This is a genomic window from Duganella sp. CF458, assembly GCF_900113115.1.
Lineage (GTDB): Bacteria > Pseudomonadota > Gammaproteobacteria > Burkholderiales > Burkholderiaceae_D > Rugamonas.
In genome coordinates this window covers 1-19,726 of sequence record NZ_FOOF01000012.1, presented here as the reverse complement: position 1 = coordinate 19,726, position 19,726 = coordinate 1, and the positions used below count along the sequence as shown (strand labels likewise).

The following is a 19,726-nucleotide window of genomic DNA, read 5'->3' as shown; positions in this document are numbered from 1 at the left end:
GCAACGCCATCCCACACCGACAAGGAGACCGTATGTTTCAGAATCCCGAGCAGTTTGCCACCGCCACCAAGACGCTGTTTGAGTTCCAGCTGGAGACCTTCAACACCCTGACCAACCGCGCCATGCAAGGGGTGGAGCAAGCGGTGGCCTTGAATATCGCTACGGCGCGCAAGGCGCTGGACGAGCAGATCGACGCCGGCCGCAAGGTCAACGCTTCCGTCACGCCGCAGGAAGCAATGAACGTGATCAACGCCCGCCTGCAGCCCGGCATGGCCGCCACCAACGCCTATAACCAGCAACTGGGCGCCCTGCTGACGGAGATGTCGAACGACTTCCACAAAGCCGCGGACGCCCACCTGGCCGAAGCCAAATCGAACCTGAGCGCCCTGATCTACGACGTGACCAAGAACGTGCGCCCTGGCTCGGACAATGCCGTTGAAATTGTGAAAAGCGCCATTGAGAACGCCTTCAAAGGCTATGAACAGGTGACCCAGGCCACACGCGATGCAGTCACCGCCTTTGAACAGCAAGTGGAAAAAGCCAGCGCAGCCAGCAAGAAAGGCTGATTGGCACATGCGGCCAGCCCGGAGCGCTGGCCGCAGCAATGTGTCTTGACTGTCGGAAATCTTTACACTGATGCCGGTTTGCATTTGAGCGAAAAACAATAAGGTAAAAGAATCAAGCGCTTAAGGACTGGGCATACTTTCTGCTTAATAGCCTCCATTTTCTTGGAGGCTATTATGAATACCGTAGGTAAACTCTTCGCAGCAACCGCTTTTCTCAGCCTGATTACCACTCAAGCCTGTGCCGCACCGATCGACGTCCTGTACGTCACGAATGGCGACTCGGCACGCCTGGCAACGGTACAAGGCAATACCGTCACCGACATTTCCACCACGTTTGGCGGTGCCTACCCGATTGCGGCCCGCAGCGACGGCATCTGGCTGTCGCGCTACTGGGGCAGCGCGGCGCCTCAGCAATTCGACCTGAACGGCAATTACCTTGCGACCGCGCCGTCGAACCCGAATTCCATTTTTGCGGTGGATGGCGCTGTCAACGGCGACATCAACTACGCGCTCGGCAATGCATTCAACAGCAACGCCACCATCTACAGCTTCAACAAGGACTGGACCAACCCAAGCGCCATGTTCTCCGTCACCGGTTCTGACCTGGTCGGGATCACCTTCGATTCCGCCCTGGGCACCTTGTTCGTCTCGGACATGCGTAATATTTACCAGTACTCCCTGGGCGGCGCGCTTCTGAGCCAGTTCGCGCACCAGTCCTCGCGCGGCAGCCTGGCGTACGAACAATCGAGCGATACCCTGTGGTACGTGCGCAATGGCTCAAACATCATCGACCAGTACTCGACCGCCGGCGCGTTCCTGGGCAGCACCACCGTGAACGGCCTGGCGTCGAACAACTGGGGCGCTGAATTCGTGACCGCCGCTCCGTCGCAGGAAGTCCCGGAGCCGACTTCGCTGGCCTTGCTGGGTCTGGGGATGGCTGGCCTGGGCATCGCCCGCCGCCGCAAGAAATAAGGCCCGACCGGGCTGGTAAGGGGTGACGCGAGGGCGCGGAGGCGTTATACTGTATAAAAATACAGTTACACCTCTTCGCTCCCTGCATGAACCCCGTCCTCGAAAATCCCTTCTATTACCTGGATAACTTCCACCAGGTCCTGCATTGGATTGGCGAACGCTATAGCGACCTGCTGACGGACGAGGAAGCGGGCTTCCTCGCCAGCTTCCCCACCCTGCCCCAACCATCGCGCGCCCTGTTCGTGCGCATGGTGATGCGCAAGGGAGAGCTGTTCCGCGCTTCCAAGTTGAGCTATCCCGAGATCGGCTGCACCATTTCCGCCGCCAGTCCGCTGGTGATGCAAGGCTGGGTGGTGCAAGACCCCGAGCTGACGCTGGACGAACTGTTCGAGTTGCTGCAAAAGCCCGAGATCACCCGTGTATTCGCCCTCAGCGGCGCCGAACGTGGTGCGCGCAAGGCCGACCAGCTCGAAGCGCTGCGCGAGCGCCACGCAGGCAGTCACCGCTTCACTTCCTGGTATGCCGACGCCGGCGACCAGGCCTACCACATCCTGTCCAAGCCCCTGTGCGACCGGCTGCGCCTGATCTTCTTCGGTAACTTCCACCAGGACTGGTCGGAGTTCGTGCTGTCCAACCTGGGCATCTACCGCTTCGAAAAAGTCGAGTTTTCGCCGGCCGCGCGCGGCTTCCGCTCGCGCCGCGACATCGACGATTACCTTGCATTGCATGCCTGCCGCGAGCGATTCGCCGAGGGTGAAGACCCGCTGCAACTGGCGCGCGAGCTGCCCGCCCTGGCCGGCGACAACGAGTGGCTGCTTAGCCGCCGCCAGAAAATGCTGTTCCAGTTCGGCCAGCAGCTGGAAAAACTGGGCAACTGGGCCGGCGCCTTTGAACTGTACCAACAGTGCGCCTACCCCGGGGCCCGGGCCCGCGCCATCCGCGTGCTGGAAAAGGATGAGCGCATCGGCCTGGCCTATGAATGGCTGCAGCGCGCGCAAGCCGCGCCCGAGAGCGAAGCCGAGCGGCAGCAATTGCTGCGCATGGCGCCGCGACTGCGCCGCAAGCTTGGCCACATGCGCGAGCCGGCGCACAAGCCCACGCCGGTCGAGCGCATCGACCTGGTGCTGCCGATGCCGGCGGAGGATTGGTGGGTCGAAGGCGTGGTGCGCGATCATTTGTGGCAGGACGACGCACCCTGCTTCTATGTGGAGAATGCGCTGGCCAATTCCCTGTTTGGCCTGCTGTGCTGGGACGCGGTATTTGCCGCCATTCCAGGCGCCTTCTTCCATCCCTACCACCATGGCCCTGCCGATTTACACAGCGCCGACTTTCAGCGCCGTCGCGCCGCGCTGTTTCAAGCCTGTTTCGCGCGGCTGGAAGATGGCAGCTACAGCGACGCGATCCGCGCCAATTACGCCGCCAAGGCCGGCCTGCAATCGCCCTTCGTCTATTGGGACGCAATCGATGAAGAACTGCTCGGCCTCGCGCTGGAATGCATTCCCGCAGCCCATTTGAAGCTGTGGTTCGAACGCATCCTGCTCGACATCAAGGCCAACCGCAGCGGTTTCCCCGACCTGATCCGCTTCTGGCCGGGCGAACAGCGCTACCAGATGGTGGAAGTCAAAGGCCCTGGCGACCGCCTGCAGGACAACCAGCTGCGCTGGATCGATTACTGCGCAGCGCATGGCATGCCGGTGTCCGTGTGTTACCTGGCGTGGCAGGAATGAGCTACACCGTCGCCGTCCGCGCCCTGTGCGAGTTCACCGCCAAGCAAGGCGACCTGGACCTGCGCTTCACGCCCACGCCTACCGCACAGGAAGGCATGGAGGGCCACGCCATTGTCGCCAGCCGCCGTGACGACGACTATGAGCGCGAGGTGAGCCTGTCAGGCGACTTCGGCCCCTTGCACGTGCGCGGCCGCGCCGACGGCTACAACCCGCGCCAGAACCAGCTCGAAGAGATCAAGACCTATCGCGGCGACCTGTCGCGCCAGCCCGCCAACCACCGCATCCTGCACTGGGCCCAGCTCAAGGTGTATGGCCACCTGCTATGCGCGTCACGCGAACTGACTGCCGTGCGACTGGCACTGGTCTACTTCGACATCGGCACTCAGAAGGAAACCGTGTTGACCGAAGAAGCGGATGCCGCCTCGCTGCGCGCCTTCTTCGAAGAACAATGCGGCCGATTCGTGGCATGGGCCGAACAGGAACTGGCGCACCGCACCGCGCGCGACGAACAACTGCGCGCCCTGCGCTTCCCGCACGAAGACTTCCGTCCCGGCCAGCGCCAGCTTGCGGAAGCCATGTTCAAGGCCAGCGCGCGCGGCTGCTCGCTGCTGGCACAAGCGCCAACCGGTATCGGCAAAAGCATCGGCAGCATTTTCCCGATGCTGAAGGCCAGCGCTGAACACGGCCTGGACAAAGTGTTCTTCCTGGCCGCCAAAACCAGCGGCCGCGGCATGGCGCTCGGCGCGGTTGACGCCATCAAACGCAGCGCTCCCTTGCTGCCGCTGCGTGCGCTCGAACTGGCGGCCAAGACCACTGCCTGCGAGAACCCGGACAAAGCCTGCCACGGCGAGTCCTGCCCGCTGGCGCAAGGCTTCTACGACCGCCTGCCAGCCGCCCGCGCCGCAGCCTTGCAGCAGCCGATGCTGGATCGCGCTTCGGTGCGCGAAGTCGCGCTGGTGCACCAGGTCTGCCCGTATTACCTTCAATCGGAACTGGTGCGGTGGGCCGACGTGGTGGTGGGCGACTACAACTACTACTTCGACATCAGCGCCATGTTGTACAGCCTGACGCAGATGAACGGCTGGAAGGTCGGCGTGCTGGCCGATGAAGCCCACAATATGGTTTCGCGCGCCCGCAAGATGTACTCGGCCGAAATGGACCATGTGCGCCTGCGCGTACTGCGCAAGACCGCCCCGGAAGCGCTGCACAAACCGCTGGACCGCGTGCACCGCCAATGGAGCGCGTTGGAAAAAGAGCAGGAAGCCGAATACGCCAGCCACGCCGAGCTGCCCGAGAAGTTCATGGCCGCGCTGCAAACCGCCTGCACCGAAATCGGCGACTACATGGCCGAGCATCCTGCCTGGTTCGATGCCGACGTGCTGGACTTCTATTTCAACGCCCTGCTGTTCGGCCGCCTGGCGGAAAGCTTCGGCGAGCACTCGCTGTTCGACATCGAGAAGTCCGACGGTGGCCGTGGCGCCGCGGCAGGCCGCGTCAATTCGGTGCTCTGCATCCGGAACATCCTTCCCGCGCCCTTCCTCAAGCAGCGCTTCGAAGCCGCGCACGCGGTGGCCCTGTTTTCCGCCACGCTCAGCCCTTGGAACTACTACGCCGACACGCTGGGCATGCCGGCCGACACGGCGTGGGTAGACGTTGCTTCGCCCTTCGACGCGCAGCAGCTCCAGGTACGCATCGCCAGTCACATCTCCACCCGCTACCAGCACCGCGAGCGTTCGCTGGCGCCAATCGCAACGCTGATGGGCGAGCAGTACCAGCGCGAGCCCGGCAACTATCTGGCCTTCTTCAGCAGTTTCGATTACATGGAAAAAGTGGCCGAGCTGTTCGCCGCCCGCCACCCCGGCGTGCCGCTATGGCGCCAGGAGCGGCGCATGGATGAAACGGCGCGTGATGCCTTCCTGGCCCGCTTCCGCGCAGGCGGCGAAGGCATCGGCTTCGCGGTGCTGGGAGGTTCTTTTGGCGAAGGCATCGACTTGCCGGGCGACCGCCTGATCGGCGCCTTCATCGCCACGCTTGGGCTGCCGCAGATTAATCCGGTCAACGAGCAGATCAAAACCCGCATGGAAGCAGCGTTCGGAGCCGGCTACGACTACACCTACCTCTATCCCGGACTGCAGAAAGTCGTGCAGGCCGCCGGCCGCGTCATACGCACCACCAGCGACCGCGGTACCGTCCACCTGATTGACGACCGCTTCGGCCGCCCTGAAATCCAGGCCTTGCTACCCACATGGTGGCAGGTCGGCGCCAGGAACCTTCCGGCATAGCGACTGACCACCCGTGCGCCCTGTTCCACCAGCAGGGCGATGTCGGGCAACTCAGTCTTGCAGCGCTGCGGGAACAATGAAACATTTGAGGAACATCGGGTTTTCAGCGCGTGCGCTGGCCGGAGCCGCACAACAAGGCGTGGTTTTCCTTGCGTTGGCGGACGATGGCCTGGCGTTCTTCTTCACTCACGGTGACCGATCCGTTCGCGCCACCGAACGCCAGCCTTGGAACTTTTTCGGAAAACTCGATCTGCTGCGCATCGCGCTTGCAGACTTCATCATCGCTCATGGCCTTGTTGTTACGGTTCTGGCTGGGGTTATACGGCGTCTTCCCGGCATTGCGCGCTGCGGTGTCGGCAGCTTCCTGGTTCGCCGTCTCGCGCTGCAAACGCCTTTCGCGCGACTCGAGTTCACGCTGCTGCCAGTTGTTGGCTGGCGCCGAAGCAGGCTTCGCAGCGGCACGCTGCACCGCGATTTCATTGCTCTTGACGCCATCCTGCGGGCGGTCGGCGTAATGAACCTTGCCGTTGGCGTCGGTCCATTTATAGAGTTGGGCGTGCACCGGCAAGGCCGCCAGGGCAAGGATCAGTGACAGAATAATTTTCATAGTGCGAAGTATAAGAAAAACGACTCCTGCCGTGTCTCACACATTGTCACTTGGGAACAACATGAATTCCACGGCCAGCACGACAGGCCGGGCATCGGGGCCAACGCCCCAAAAGGAGTCAGCAAGGGCAGATCAGCAGCCCTTTTCGCTCTGCCATCACCAGCGCAAGCTGTTCGCTGAATTCCCGGAATTCATCCACGAACGCCTGGCAAGCTTGATCGTCAGGGACGTAGTCCTTCTCTGCCTTTTGCAACCAGGCGGTGAAGGCGGTCCTTACCGCTTGCAAATCGACTTTGCTTGCCGCGGCAGCCATCTCAGGCAGCTGCGCTGATTTGAACGCAAAGAAGTCGCCATCGCCAGTGAGATCAATTCCCGAATGCTCCCGGCTGAACCATGTCTGGAACAACGACGCGCCGCCGGTGACATCGGCTTCGGACCCGTTCAGGATCCAGTGATAGAGATCGACATTGCGGTGATTGGCCTCGCTGAAGCCGATCGGGTCGACGCAGTCCCGGGGCCAGTCGGCCGGCAATCCTTCCACCTCAGGGTCTTCGCCTTCGATATACGGGTAAATCGCATCCGGATGATTGCCCAGGAAATCTATGTGGGCATCGGGAGCTGGAAACACGCAAAAATAATTAGCCATTTAGTTTCCTGTTAAGGCGTTGTTTCATTTTTGAACTTTACAAAAATGATAACACGCCATGTATCCAGCGGGAAATACCCGTCTATTCACATTCAATCTGCAAGTATCTCATCGGCATTTCCCATTGTCACTAAAGGCTGCACACCGTTGAATTCCAACTGAACCGTAGCACCGGGGTCTTATGCTAAATTGCGTGCCAACATAGCAAAAAGATAACTAGCATGACTTACCTCAATGCCGCCGTTCCCGAGGCCCTGCTCGGCACAGCCCAAACCAACCGCCTGTTGCGCCTTTCCTTCCCCCATGAGGACGGCCCGCAAGCACTCATGCTGGTCAACAGCCTGGATGCCACGGAAGGCTTGTCACGAGACTTCCGCTTCACTGTCGAAGTGCTGTCCAACGACGCCAGCATCCCGCTGACGGACGTCCAAGGACGCATGGTGACGATATCGCTGGTGCGTGAAGACGGCAGCCTGCGCTACTTCAACGGCTACGTATTCGAGTTCCAATTCGTGAAGACCGACGGCGGCCATGCCTACTACCGCATGCAACTGGCGCCATGGATGGCGTATCTTCGGCTGCGCAGGGACTATTACCTTTTCCACAGCAAGACGGTGCAGCAGCAGACCACCGACATCTTCAACGACTATCCGGTCGCGGACTGGCAAGCGCGCATCCATGGCGAAGACGCCGGAATGACCGATGCCTGCCAGGCGACGGAAAGCGATTACAACTACCTGCACCGCCGCTGGGAAGAACGCGGCTGGCATTACTGGTACGAGCACCGCGCGGACGGCCACACCCTGGTGTTGGCCGACGATACGACCCGCGCCGATGCCATCGACGGCGAGTCACCCGAGATCCCCTTCCAGCGCGAAGCCGGCGCGAAGGAAGACGACGCGATCGGCGACTGGTCGCCGGTGCGCCGCATCGTCCCCGGCAAAGTCGCACTGGCCAGTTTCGATTTCAAGAACCCGCGCCCGCAGACGACCACCCTGCCCGTCATCAACGACCAGGGCAAGGTGCACCAGATCGAAACATACGACTACACCGGCGCATATGGTTTCATGGACGGCGACGACGGGGACGCACAAGCCCGCAGGCGCACCGAAGAAATCGAGGCCAGCGCCAAGCATTTCGAAGGCGGCGGCAACGACCGCACCGCGCAACCGGGCCGATGGTTCAGCCTCACCGGACATTTCGATAGCCAGGACAGCGAGTTCCTGATCCTCGAAGTGCGGCACAGCGCCAGCAACAACTACCAGACCGGCACCCTGGCCCCGGCCCATTACAGCAACGCCCTGACCTGCATCGGCAGGAATGTCCCGTGGCGTCCCGGGCGTGGCTTCAACAGCCAGGCGCCCAAGCTCTATGGCCTGCAAACCGCCACGGTGGTTGGCCCGGCCGGCGATGAAATCCATACCGACGAATATGGCCGGGTACGCGTGCAGTTCCATTGGGACCGCGTGGGCCAATATGACGAAAAGAGTTCCGCCTGGGTGCGTGTGGCGACAGCATGGTCCGGCCCGAATTTCGGCATGACGTCGATCCCGCGCATCGGCACCGAGGTCATCGTCCAGTTCCTGGATGGGAACCCGGACCGTCCCCTGATCACAGGCATGGTCCCCAATGCGCAAACCATGCCGCCCTGGTCCCTGCCGGACAACAAGACGCAGAGCGGCATCCTGTCGCGCTCCACGCCAGGCGGCGGCTACGAGAATGCCAACGCGATCCGCTTCGAGGACAAGAAAGGCGCCGAGCAGCTCTGGCTGCACGCCGAAAAGGACCAGCTCACCGAAGTTGAGCACGATGAGGACAAGTGGGTTGGCAACGACCGCCGCAAAACTGTCGACCACGACGAAACCAACCACATCAAGCACGACCGCACGGAGACCGTTGACAACAACGAAACCATCACCGTGCATAACGACCGCAAGGAGCGTGTCGACCATAACGAAACGATCAGCATCGGCGACAACCGCACCGAGGATGTTGGCAAGAACGAGACCATCGACATTGGCGGCACGCGCAATGTCACCATCGGCCACATGAAGATCGAGACCGTGGGGCTGGCGAAGATCGTCACCATCGGCGGCGCCTATCAGACTACGGTGGGAGCGGCCATGAACACCACCGTGGCGCTGATGCAGGCCGAGGAGGTGGGCTTGTCGAAGACCGTGATGGTCGGCCAAAAGATCTCCTACACCGCAGGCGAAGAGTTCCGCATTGAGGTCGGCGCCAGCACCTTCGTCATGAAGAAGGACGGGCGCATCGAGATTTCGGGCAAGGAGATCATCATCCGCGGTTCGAAAAAGGTCGAATTGCACGGCGACGACGTCGACACCAATCCGGTAGGTTAAGCGTGGAATTCCCTGCAATCCCCAGCCTGCGCTTCGACAATCGCACCGAATTCGACGCGCTGCATTTCGATACGGTCGACCAGAATGGCGCAGCGTTCCATGTGATCGCCGCCAAGACCGCCTATACGCTTGGCCCCTGCGATGAGCATGGGCGCGCGCAACTGATCGCCCTCGAAGACCCGGCGCCCTTGCACGTGGCGGACGTCCATCACGAGGACGATATCGACAAGAGCGTCCGCTACGAAAGCGACCTGGCCCCATTCAAGCCGCTATGCGACGTCGTGGTGGTTGGCGACGCGCACGCGCCAGCCAACGCTGACGGGAGCGAGTTCGAGGTATCGCTGCGCGTGCAGCGCCCTGGCCTACCCGCACCGCTACCCGAGCGCCCGCAGCCGCTCAATCCAATGATGCGCCTGTCGCTCGACGTGGAGCAGGATTGGCTGCAGCGTGTGGCCGCAGCGCAGAATGCCACCACACCTGGCGCAATCCTGATTGACAAGACCTTGCGGATCACCGGTGAACGCCGGGTACACCGCAACGCCGCACCGGAGCGCTGGCTGAAATCCACCTTGCGCGCATGCTCGCTGGGCATGGCGGACGCCGCGCCCTGGCGCATCAGCACGGCCGATGTGGCCGCACGCACTCCCCTGCGCTATGAGTACGCATACGGCGGCGAATGCCGCGTCGAAACCGGCAGCGCCGACGCCGGCCGGATTCCCGCCAAGCACCGGCTCACCGCCGAACAACGCCAAACCTATCCGGATCCGACAACCGCGCCGGAGGCACATGACAGTTGCCAGCAAAATCCGCTTGGCCGCGGCTTCGCCCCCAACTGGTTCCTGGACGCCAGCCGCGCCGAGTCCCTGCCCGCGCCTTGCATCGAATATCCCGACCAACCTTTCACCGCCAGTGGTTTCTGGCAGGCGGCCGCTGGCGACAAGCCGCAAGCGCCGGCCGGCATGGGCTATGTGGGCCGGGGCTGGCTACCGCGTCGGGAACTGGTGGGCCAGGTCGACATGAAAACGGCTTGGAAAGACGACGAAATCCCACTCCTTCCCAAGGACTTCGATTTCCGCTACTGGAATGGCGCGCCGGCCGACCAGCAATGCCCGTACATGGAAGGCGGCGAGCAATTCCTGCTCACGAACCTGTGCCCGGCCAACGCGCCCTATGCCCGTGTCGACGAACAGGGCAAAACCACATTGTCTTTCGCCATGCCGAAGCAGTCCCTGTTCCTGCTGGGAGTGGACGCCGATTCTGCCATCGCCGCCATGCCGATGGCAATCGACACCGTGGTGATCGACCTCGACGCCGGCCAGGTTGAGTTGACTTGGCGCCTAGCCATCTCCGCCGCAGACGACTTCCAGGAAGTACGGCTGCACCATGCGAACACCCCGCAAGCGCTGGAGCGCTTGAACACGTGGCACGCAGATACTGAACCACAAAGCCTTTAAGATTCCATGGCTCACGAAACCGTCACCAAGTCCAAACGCTTTTACTGCGTCAGCCTCACACCGGATATTTGCAAAACCCCGGTTGGCAACTCTGTCGTCCCCATCCCATACACGATTACCGGGGAGTTCAAGGATGCCAAGGACGTCTCGCGCTCCGTAAAGACGCAAAGCGCCCCCGTCTTCCTGCATAACAAAAGCGTGATCCCCAGCGTCAAAGGCGACGAGCGCGGCACGCTGGGCGGCATAAAGAGCGGCACCTACCTCAAAACGGTGGAATCGAAAGACTACAGCTCCACCAAAGGCTCCAACGGCACCCAGACCATCCAGGAATCGCGCTTTGTCTGGATGAACAACCGCAATACCTTGGGCCGCATCTACGAACGTGGAGTGCAAGCGGCGCGCACGCGCCTGCAAAGCGTGGGAAAAGCGGCAAGTGAAACCCTGCACGACGCGGCGCAGGGGTACAAGGACAACGTTTCGGACAGCCTGCACCAGTTCGGCAAGGACGCGATGGACAAGGGCGGCGACATTGCCATGGGCAGCGCCGCCGTGGGCGTAGGCGGCCTTGCAGTAGGCGCCACCGGCGTCGGCCTGCCGGTAGCCGCGGCCATGGAAACAACCGCTGCGGCAGGTGGCGTAACCGCCGGCGCAGTAACTGCGACAGGCTACGCAGCCGACACTTCGGCCACGGTACTGGACCAGGCGGCCGACTATATCCTCACTGGCAAAACGCCGGACATCGTGACCGCCGCGACCGGCATGGCAACCAGCGCGGCAGAAAACCTGGTGTTCAAGAAGGTCGCCAAGCTTGGCAGCTTCCTGAAGAAATTGATGCCCTCGAAGAAAGCGAAGCCCGGCTCGACGCCACCGGCACAGCCCAAGCCCCAGCCCAAAGCGACAGATGGCGACGGTAAGGACGGCAAGGACGGCGGCAAGACCAAGCAGACCAAGGAACCCAAGTCCGATAAGCCGTCCGACTGCTGCCCGAAAGACGGCGCCCCCGGCGGCAAGCCGGTCAAGAGCAACCACCCCGTGCACTTTGGCACCGGCGAAGAAATCCTGCCGCAAACCGACTTCGTACTGGAGGGACCGACGCCACTGGCCTGGACCCGCACCTATCGCTCCGGCTCGGAGACCGAAGACTGGGGCCTGCTGGGCGCACGCTGGGGCACGCCGTACACCAGCAGCATCTCATTCTGCGCAAAAGGGACTGTTTATCACGATGCCACCGGACGTGCTGTCAGGATTCCATCGCTCGCAATCGGCCAGCAACACGACCATCGCGGCGAAGGATTCATCCTCAAGCGCGACAGCGACCAGCAAGTCACCCTGACCTGGCGCGACGGCAGCATCGACACCTTCACCGCAGGGCCCGAAGGATGGCTACCGCATGGCTACGATGGCGTGAACGCCATGCTGACGCCGCGTACACCTGTTCGCACACAACGCTATTACCTCACCCGCCGCGCTGAACGCGATGGCAGCGGCATCACCATCGAACGCAATCATGCTGCTCAGCCTGGCGAAGTCCTGCTGCGCGTTCGCACCGACGACGGCCTGACGATTGAAGCGCTGCGGGATGCCCACTTGCCGGTCGAATTTGGCCCCGGGCCGCAACCCGCCGCCCCGCGCATCGGCCGCATCGAGCAAGTGCTGCCCGACGGCACCCGCCTTTGCCACGTGCGCTACCGCTACGAAGCCGCCCTGCCCGACTTGGTTGCAGCAACCGCGCCAGCCGGCTCCTTCGAAGCGCTGCCGCTGCGCTGCAACCTGGTAGAACAAAGCAATATCGCCGACCAGTCGCGCAGCTACACGTACAAGCACCACTTGCTGCAGCAGTACACCACCTACTCCGGCTTCGCCCACGGCCTGGAATGGGTCAGTCTTGCCTTCCTGCGCGAGCGCTGGGCCGGCAATGCCCTCGACGACGCGCAACTTTCCGAGCGCTGCCCCATCACCATCGATAACAGCTACCAAGCCCGTGCCGTGCGAACCACGACAGCCGATGGCCGCGATGAAGTCCAGCTCACGTACATCGACGCCGACACCACCCGGGTCACCGAGCCTGACGGTGGCGTGCTGGAATACCAGTTCAATTCACAATGGCTCGCCACCGGCGTGCACCGGATCGGCCCGGACGGCGGCCGCCGCTCGCTTGGCCGACGCGAATGGGACCACGATGGGATGCTGTTGGCCGACATTGATGCGGACGGCAACGACAACCGCTATAACTACGACAGCACCGGCAACCTCATTTCGCTCACCGATGCGCAGCAGAACGTAACCAGGATCGAATACGACTCCCACAACCAGCCAATCGCCATCACAGACGCGCTGGGCCACACCACGCGCACCGCTTATAACAACGCTGGCCGAATCACAGAGCGCACCGACGCCTTAGGCCGCCGTACCGCCTACGCCTATGACGCGCAAGGTCGCCTGGCCGTAGTGACGGACGCACGCGGCGGCAACAAGCGCCTATCGTACGACGCTGCCGGCCGCCTTGCCTCATACACCGACTGCTCGAACTTCACTACTCGCTACAGCTATGATTCGCATGGACGGTTGACTGAATACATCAATGCCATCGGTAGCACCACGCGTTACCAATACGATCCGGTCGGCCACATGACATCCATCGTCTACCCTGACGGCACGACTGAAAGATTCGACTTCGACGCGGACGGTAACCTGGTCACGCATATCGATGCAAAAAAGCAGCGCACGCGCTATCACTTCGATGGACATGGCGCGCTGGTCGAGAAAATCGATGCAAAAGAACAGTCCCTGCGCTACAAGCATGACCAGGCACTGAGGCTCGTCGAGCTTATCAACGGAAATGGCGATTCGTACAAGTTCAGCTACGATGCAGAGAGTCGTCTGGTCAGCGAAACTGGTTTCGACGGTAAGGTCACCACATTTACATACAGTGCCGCAGGCAATCTCATGGCCAGCAACAGTGCGGGCATCGCCACCGATTTCGCTCGCGACGCGCTAGGCCGCTTGCTCGCAAAAAGCAGTCCAGACGGCGCCGTACGTTACGCTTACGACGCGCTTGGCCGTCTGACTGCAGCAGCCACAGCTCAAGCCGAACATCGCTTCGGCTATGACGCTGCTGGCCAGCTGATAGAAGAACGAATGGCCTATGCACCCGGGCCGGTACGTCTGCCTGGCGAACCCAAAGAATACGTCGCGGCATTCACGATGACCCATGCCTATGACGAACTAGGCAACCGTATCCAAACCGTCTTGCCCAACGGTCGCAGGGTTGACACCCTACGTTATGGCAGCGGCCACTGGCACGGCACATTGTGGCAAGGCAAATCGCTGGTCGACTTGGAACGCGATCATTTACACCGCGAGACGCTGCGCGAGCTAGGTGGGGACAAGGAACGCCTCACGGAGCGACGTAGCTACGATCCGCAGTCGCGACTGAACTCATTCACTCTCGACAAAGGAGCCCAGCGCCTGCGCGAACGCCGCTATGAATACGATGCAGCCAGCAACTTGGTGTACATCGATGACAAGTTCGGCGGCAGCATCCGTTACGCCTACGATCCCCTGGGACAGTTACTGTCAGCAGTTCAGCCCGACTTGACCGAAACGTTCGCCTTTGACCCGGCGGGCAACTTGCTCGATACCGGAGCTGCAGCAGAGCCCATCAGCACCCGACAGATCTTGCGCGACCTAGACGAACAACCCGCCCCTGACACGACTGCTCCACCACTTGCAAAAGTCACGCATAACCTGCTGCGCCAGTACATGGGATACTCCTATGAATACGACGTGCAGGGTAACACCATTGCCAAATTTCCTCGCATGACTACACGAGCTAATGATGAGGGAATCCTCGAGTTCAAATATAACTCTGAAAATCGTCTGACCACCGCCATCCGCACGTTTACAAACTCGCGGCAGGTGGCGCGCTACAGTTATGACGCGTTTGGGCGCCGCATCGCCAAACGCGTCGAAGAACAGCAATGGCAAGCTGGCCAATCCACTCCTTCCGTGGAACTTGATCACGCTGGCAAATTGACATTGTTCATGTGGGACGGCGATGTGCTGACTCAGGAAATCCATGCCGATAAGACGGTCACCTATTTATACGAGCCTGACAGTTTTGTGCCGCTGACCCGAATCGAGTCGAATGAAGGTTCATGCCGTTATGCCATGGCCGACACGCACATTTTGCATGTCGACGCATGGGCTCCACCGTCGCCACCATTCGATGACGACGCGCATGTGAGGTCATGGATGTCGCACCGGGAAACACAATTCGCACAGCTGTACCATGAACAATCCGTTCGACAACTAGCCCAAGCAGACGTCGATGCCGTACGCGACCGCATCTTGTATTTCCAATGCGATCACCTTGGCACTCCAATGGAGTTGCGCGACGAATATGGGGCGGTCGCATGGGCGATGCGCTTTCACGCTTGGGGACGAATGCTCCAACGTTCGAAACATACGGTAGAGCAACCGCTACGGTTCCAAGGACAATACGAAGACAATGAGACGGGGCTGTATTACAACCGAAATCGGTTTTATGATCCAGACATTGGACGATACATTACACAAGATCCGATCCGACTTGAAGGTGGCCTCAATCCATATCAATATGCGCCTAATAGTATTGGCTGGATCGATCCGTTAGGTCTTGCCAAACTTATGCAGCTCGGCACATACGGAAGCCTGAACGGCGGTGCGAACGTTAATGACAACTTACAAGCCCATGAGCTGGTACGGCATGAATATTTGGTTCAAAAAGGCTTAGCCAATAAAAATTGTCGTGATGCCGACAATCCATCGATCGCTCTTGACCTTGATCATCACACTCGCGGGCCACAAAAAGACACCCGAGGTATTGGCGGAGCTCATTATCACGAGGGTCGGATCAGAGTTCAACAAGGTCTGGGGAGAAATGAATTCCACCCTAGCATAAAGCGCGAACTGGACATTACCCAGGGCGGGTTGCGCAAAGCTGGGGTACCGGCGAGCCGCGCTCGAAAATTACGAAAACAATCTGAACAGTTTTTAAGAAATCAAAATAAATGCCGGGCCTGTCCGACAGATTGCCCACAATAAGGGAAATTTTATGAGCAAACGACTAATTATTAGCACCCCTTCAAGTAACCCTCTTGAGCCACGTATTGGAGGGGCGGCTTTAATTGGAGGAATCGCAGATTGGCCAGAGAGCGAGAACGGATCTCCGCTAGTTTTAGTTGCATCGATACCTAATATTTTCATTTCGAACGCAACTGGATTGAAGCTTGCACCTGAGCTCTATACCTCAGTTTTTTCTTATTATTCTGAGGTAGATTATTTCCTTGACGAAATCACTTATCATGGCGCTCAGGATGAACTTGAATGCCTGCGACGCGGCAGCACGCGCGTGCTCCAACATCCACTTGGCTCCACCATAACCCAATCGTTTTGCATCCCCCCCTATCTGCTCGAATTGGGTCAGTTCGTACCTGAAAGCAACGACTGCGGGTCGCGAATCGGCGCCCCCCCATGTTTGCTTCAAAATGAAGTTTTAGACTTACAGAATACGTCTTTTGCGCTTCAGTTAAGAAGTTCAGATTTCCCCCAGAAATATAGCGATATATTTGGGATTTCCGATGCATTGGGATATTTATATTTACGGGAAGGAAGCGAATCACTAGATGGAGGCCTATTCTTTGTTCAAACGACGTAGGTAGAATGCTTCTGAAGTTAAAAATGAAATACCTGAGAGAATGAGCATACTAGGAATCAAAGAAAATATCATCCAGAATTGAGAAGCTTCGAGCTGATTTTCACATTATTCGCGCCAATGTCGATATGATCGAAGATTGTTTGCCGATAGTTGAGGAAGTCAAAGAATGGAAATATTCAAAGAAACAATATTTCACTCCACTGCCGTTTGAAAACGAATTGGGCGGATATTCCCGTGGCAACATAATAAAGAGAAAATACGAGAGTTTCGATGAAGCATTATTGAACGGAAACTATGCCTTCGGGTTTATCCAAGACCATCATCGGATCACAATTGCACCAGCTCCGACACCAAATAGCCCATGGGAGGTCTCTTTGCATTCCGTGATTGGTGACGAAATTCGGATTAAACATTCAGTTCACCATCGACGATTACCTAAACCGTCAGAATTACGGGGTATTTGCGATTTATTCCCGATTGACTCGCAAACCAAAGCCAGCGTTGGTGTTGGCGACAGAGGCGCATTTTACGTCTATTGCTACATTTATAATGATGCAGGTCTAATTGATGCGGTTCGGGCGTTTTCAAAAGGCTGGCTTCAAGAAGCCGATTATCGGCTTCATTACGGAATTGATGGAGCAATGCGAAAAATTACCATTGGCAATTCCATTATATGGGAAGCCACTTGAAGGACTGCGGCTATCGAACTAGCGGCTAGCTCCCAACATACAATGAGTAAAAATTGGAGCGAAGTCCAACTCGCCGCAAGCCCACTGTTCGACTACGTAGTCGGCCCTGAACAATTGAACGGAGCCTGATTCTAAAGGCGAAACGCCTGAAAAACACCGCTGCAATTTGCAAGGTTTCGTTAGAATAAAGACTATTCCTTGCTACGGATAAAGTTATGATTGAAATTTTAAAGTCTGTTGAACTCATAGAATTTATGAAGGAATTGAAAAACGATTTCAACTTAAAAAAGGGAGATGTTTCCTTCTTAAATTCACATTACCCTACAATTGAAAAAGTTAAGGAATGGAAATACGCTACTGGGCCAATTTTCGATCAGCCTCCCTACTCCGCTGAGTTAGCGGGATTTGACCCTGGCAGGCTTTTGAAGAAGCGGTATCTCACTCCATTTGAGGCAAGGCTCAAGGGCACATATAGTTCCGGGTTCATTAGCGGCGCACATGTGGTTACAATTTCCCCTTCGAAGCCCATAGAAATACCTATAATGGCTACATTTTTTTCGACGAACGGTACGTCTGTAGACGCGATAAATATCCAATATCCAAACAACGATTCTTACAACTCCAATAAGCCTCCGAGGCTCATCGGGATGCGGAGGATTTTTGATTTCCAAGACAGCATCAGGGCATGCATTATTGTTGGTGAACGAGACGCTTATTCGATAGATCTGTTCTACCTTGACGGAAACGGCCTTGTCGATTCGGTTTCCATGGTAAGTGCGCCTTACGATTTCCAATCAAATTGCAAGTTTAACTATGATAGTGATGGCCAATTGATGTCTGTTACGTCCAACGGAATAGTTTGGCAGAGAAGTTAAAAAATGATCGTAAATTAAACGATTTATCTAGCCAATTTGGCCATATTTTAAATTGATTGCGCCTAGGTTTTCATGAGTTCACGGCTAGTGTTCGCTTCGTCACCGGATAACCTCTTAGAGCCCCGCGTCGGAGGACCGGCATTGATTGGCGGAGTTGCAGCCTGGCCCGCCGGCGAAGATGGAACATCGCCAGTTTTAGTGAGTAATTTTATTGTAAATATGTTTTATAAGATCGACGATCTGATTGAGCTGGTTAAATGCAAAGCTGATCGGGAGGACGTCTATATGGTATATGCGCCCAACAGTACAGATGATCTTTATCCTGGAATGGTCGTCTACGTCGGAGACGTTCCCGATTTTGACGAAGACGACAATGAATTCTTTCCTGACTTTGTGAAATCCTTAGCGCTTGAAGTTTGTTATATGCGTGAACATTTTCAAGACGTCGTCGATTTAGCCTATAAACAAAAGCCATCTGCTTCGATAGATGAATTCATCAAATGCTTAAACCATTACGCCGCGCATGATGACTTCCTAGACTTGCATTGAAAGTCGAATAAGCCATTGACAACTCGACAATATGGGAACAGGCTTAGTGGGCTCTCTCATAGAATACAGATTAAATCAAATTCGTAATCAACCAGTCCTACGATCACAACTGGAAAGAGAGTCAAATTCTACATGACAGTCAACATAAGAATGGGATGTTTCGATATGGAGCCCGATGCAGTCAATGGATATTGAATTCACGTTATTTAGAATTAGGACCCAAATCAAGTTTGACCGTGTAACCGGGGTCAGGAATACACTTGTCGCCCTGCTGGATCAATACACTGGATCGGAGCATGAAGCAGAGATTCTTGAGATTCTTGCTTTAGGTTTTTTAAAATCAATTAAAGATTACAAGAGCGCAATCCCACTATTAAAACGACTTCTCTTCTTGGAAATCTCCGCCAATCTCAGGCAACAAACTACTGATTTCCTTTTAGAATGTCAAAACAAGGAAAAAATTGCTCCATCGGAGCCGGACTCAAACAATCCGAGCTTCATTGAATTTATTGAATTCATTCGATCCAAAAAAATATTCAGTTCGCCATCATCACCCGGCAAGCGAGACACGTACTTTGCAATCAACGATCTCGAGATGGCGGAAAAGTTAGCTTGGCATCAAGGTATTGATCAACCATTTCTTTCTTGGAATGGCTTGCGATCTCAAGCAGCGAAGCAAGTTTACACTTACTATTTCGAGAACAAGATCAGCATGGACCTGATCGACGACATTATTTCATCCGAGATTATGAAGATCTGCGAATCGTCGGTTCCGACAGAACTGATGAACTTCTATGATGACATATATGGCGACCTCGTAGAAATCGCTCGTGGAAGGTTAGTTGAAGTAGTTACTGATCTTCATAAATCGATGTGGGAAGCCTATACAAGTAATATTTTCCCGTGCGGCTGGAGGGGTTCCTACCCAGAAGGTAAACTATGTATATACACTCCATAGTCAAGCCTAATTTTTTCGAGATTGCATAGAAAGTCGGAGTTTTCTATGAGTCGAAGCGTTGAGAATAAGAAGTCGTGATTGGACGATGCACGATGCTGACGCCCCCTCATATCACCATTCATGAAAAGAAAGGGATGAGCGATCGGAACGTTTCGAAGCGAAATTATCTACGATCCTCGTCGCAGACTTAAGTTATGGATTCCCTTGCGAGTGGAATGATCAATGTTCCGTCAGCAATCTGATCATATTATAGTGGCCCCCGAATTTGAGACGGTGGTTTAAGCTGTCGTCCGCGAAAGGATGATAGCAAATGAGTGAAGGCAAAAAACGCAGGGTGCATACG

At 57.2% G+C, this 19,726-nt stretch carries 14 protein-coding genes; 12 read left to right on the top strand and 2 right to left on the bottom strand.

The window, feature by feature from the left end:
• The first annotated feature begins 32 nt into the window (after positions 1-32).
• The 4 genes from BM269_RS18805 to BM269_RS18790 all read left to right on the top strand — a co-directional run bounded on the left by BM269_RS18805 (position 33) and on the right by BM269_RS18790 (position 5,547).
• On the top strand, positions 33-566 hold the full coding sequence (locus BM269_RS18805; protein WP_090440312.1) for a phasin family protein: 534 nt from the start codon (positions 33-35) through the stop codon (positions 564-566).
• A 174-nt stretch (positions 567-740) separates the two neighbouring features.
• Positions 741-1,538, top strand: coding sequence for a PEP-CTERM sorting domain-containing protein (locus tag BM269_RS18800; RefSeq protein WP_090440309.1), 798 nt, complete (start codon positions 741-743; stop codon positions 1,536-1,538).
• Between the two features lie 86 nt (positions 1,539-1,624).
• Positions 1,625-3,265 carry a VRR-NUC domain-containing protein gene (locus BM269_RS18795; protein WP_090440307.1) on the top strand — a complete coding sequence of 547 codons (1,641 nt, stop codon included), beginning with the start codon at positions 1,625-1,627 and terminating at the stop codon, positions 3,263-3,265.
• Complete coding sequence (locus BM269_RS18790; RefSeq protein WP_090440304.1) at positions 3,262-5,547, top strand: ATP-dependent DNA helicase; 2,286 nt, start codon at positions 3,262-3,264, stop codon at positions 5,545-5,547. The genes BM269_RS18795 and BM269_RS18790 overlap by 4 nt, the downstream gene beginning before the upstream one ends.
• A gap of 103 nt (positions 5,548-5,650) precedes the next feature.
• Here BM269_RS18790 and BM269_RS18785 read toward each other — a convergent pair whose 3' ends face one another.
• Both BM269_RS18785 and BM269_RS18780 read right to left on the bottom strand, forming a co-directional pair.
• On the bottom strand, positions 5,651-6,154 hold the full coding sequence (locus BM269_RS18785; protein ID WP_090440301.1) for a DUF4124 domain-containing protein: 504 nt from the start codon (positions 6,152-6,154) through the stop codon (positions 5,651-5,653).
• A gap of 118 nt (positions 6,155-6,272) precedes the next feature.
• Entirely contained in the window at positions 6,273-6,800 is a 528-nt protein-coding gene (locus BM269_RS18780; RefSeq protein ID WP_090440299.1) for a hypothetical protein, read from the bottom strand.
• 221 nt (positions 6,801-7,021) lie between these two features.
• Between BM269_RS18780 and BM269_RS18775 the strand changes: the two genes are divergently transcribed.
• From BM269_RS18775 to BM269_RS18755, 8 genes are all read left to right on the top strand, one after another.
• Positions 7,022-9,160: a type VI secretion system Vgr family protein gene (locus tag BM269_RS18775; protein WP_090440296.1), complete on the top strand. Its 2,139-nt coding sequence runs from the start codon at positions 7,022-7,024 to the stop codon at positions 9,158-9,160.
• Positions 9,161-9,162: 2 nt separating this feature from the next.
• Positions 9,163-10,614 (top strand): DUF2169 family type VI secretion system accessory protein, encoded by a 1,452-nt coding sequence (locus tag BM269_RS18770; protein WP_170860425.1) that lies wholly within the window; start codon positions 9,163-9,165, stop codon positions 10,612-10,614.
• 6 nt (positions 10,615-10,620) lie between these two features.
• Entirely contained in the window at positions 10,621-15,699 is a 5,079-nt protein-coding gene (locus BM269_RS18765; protein ID WP_090440292.1) for an RHS repeat-associated core domain-containing protein, read from the top strand.
• A 10-nt stretch (positions 15,700-15,709) separates the two neighbouring features.
• Complete coding sequence (locus BM269_RS29140; protein ID WP_139232797.1) at positions 15,710-16,312, top strand: hypothetical protein; 603 nt, start codon at positions 15,710-15,712, stop codon at positions 16,310-16,312.
• A 125-nt stretch (positions 16,313-16,437) separates the two neighbouring features.
• Complete coding sequence (locus BM269_RS29135; protein WP_139232796.1) at positions 16,438-17,001, top strand: hypothetical protein; 564 nt, start codon at positions 16,438-16,440, stop codon at positions 16,999-17,001.
• Positions 17,002-17,216: 215 nt separating this feature from the next.
• A complete protein-coding gene (locus BM269_RS29130; RefSeq protein ID WP_139232795.1) occupies positions 17,217-17,876 on the top strand; it encodes a hypothetical protein in 660 nt (219 codons plus the stop codon).
• A gap of 72 nt (positions 17,877-17,948) precedes the next feature.
• The gene (locus tag BM269_RS18760; RefSeq protein ID WP_229204702.1) at positions 17,949-18,425 is read left to right on the top strand and encodes a DUF7716 domain-containing protein; all 477 of its coding nucleotides are present in this window, start codon (positions 17,949-17,951) and stop codon (positions 18,423-18,425) included.
• A 184-nt stretch (positions 18,426-18,609) separates the two neighbouring features.
• Complete coding sequence (locus BM269_RS18755) at positions 18,610-19,383, top strand: hypothetical protein (RefSeq protein WP_139232794.1); 774 nt, start codon at positions 18,610-18,612, stop codon at positions 19,381-19,383.
• Positions 19,384-19,726 lie beyond the last annotated feature (343 nt).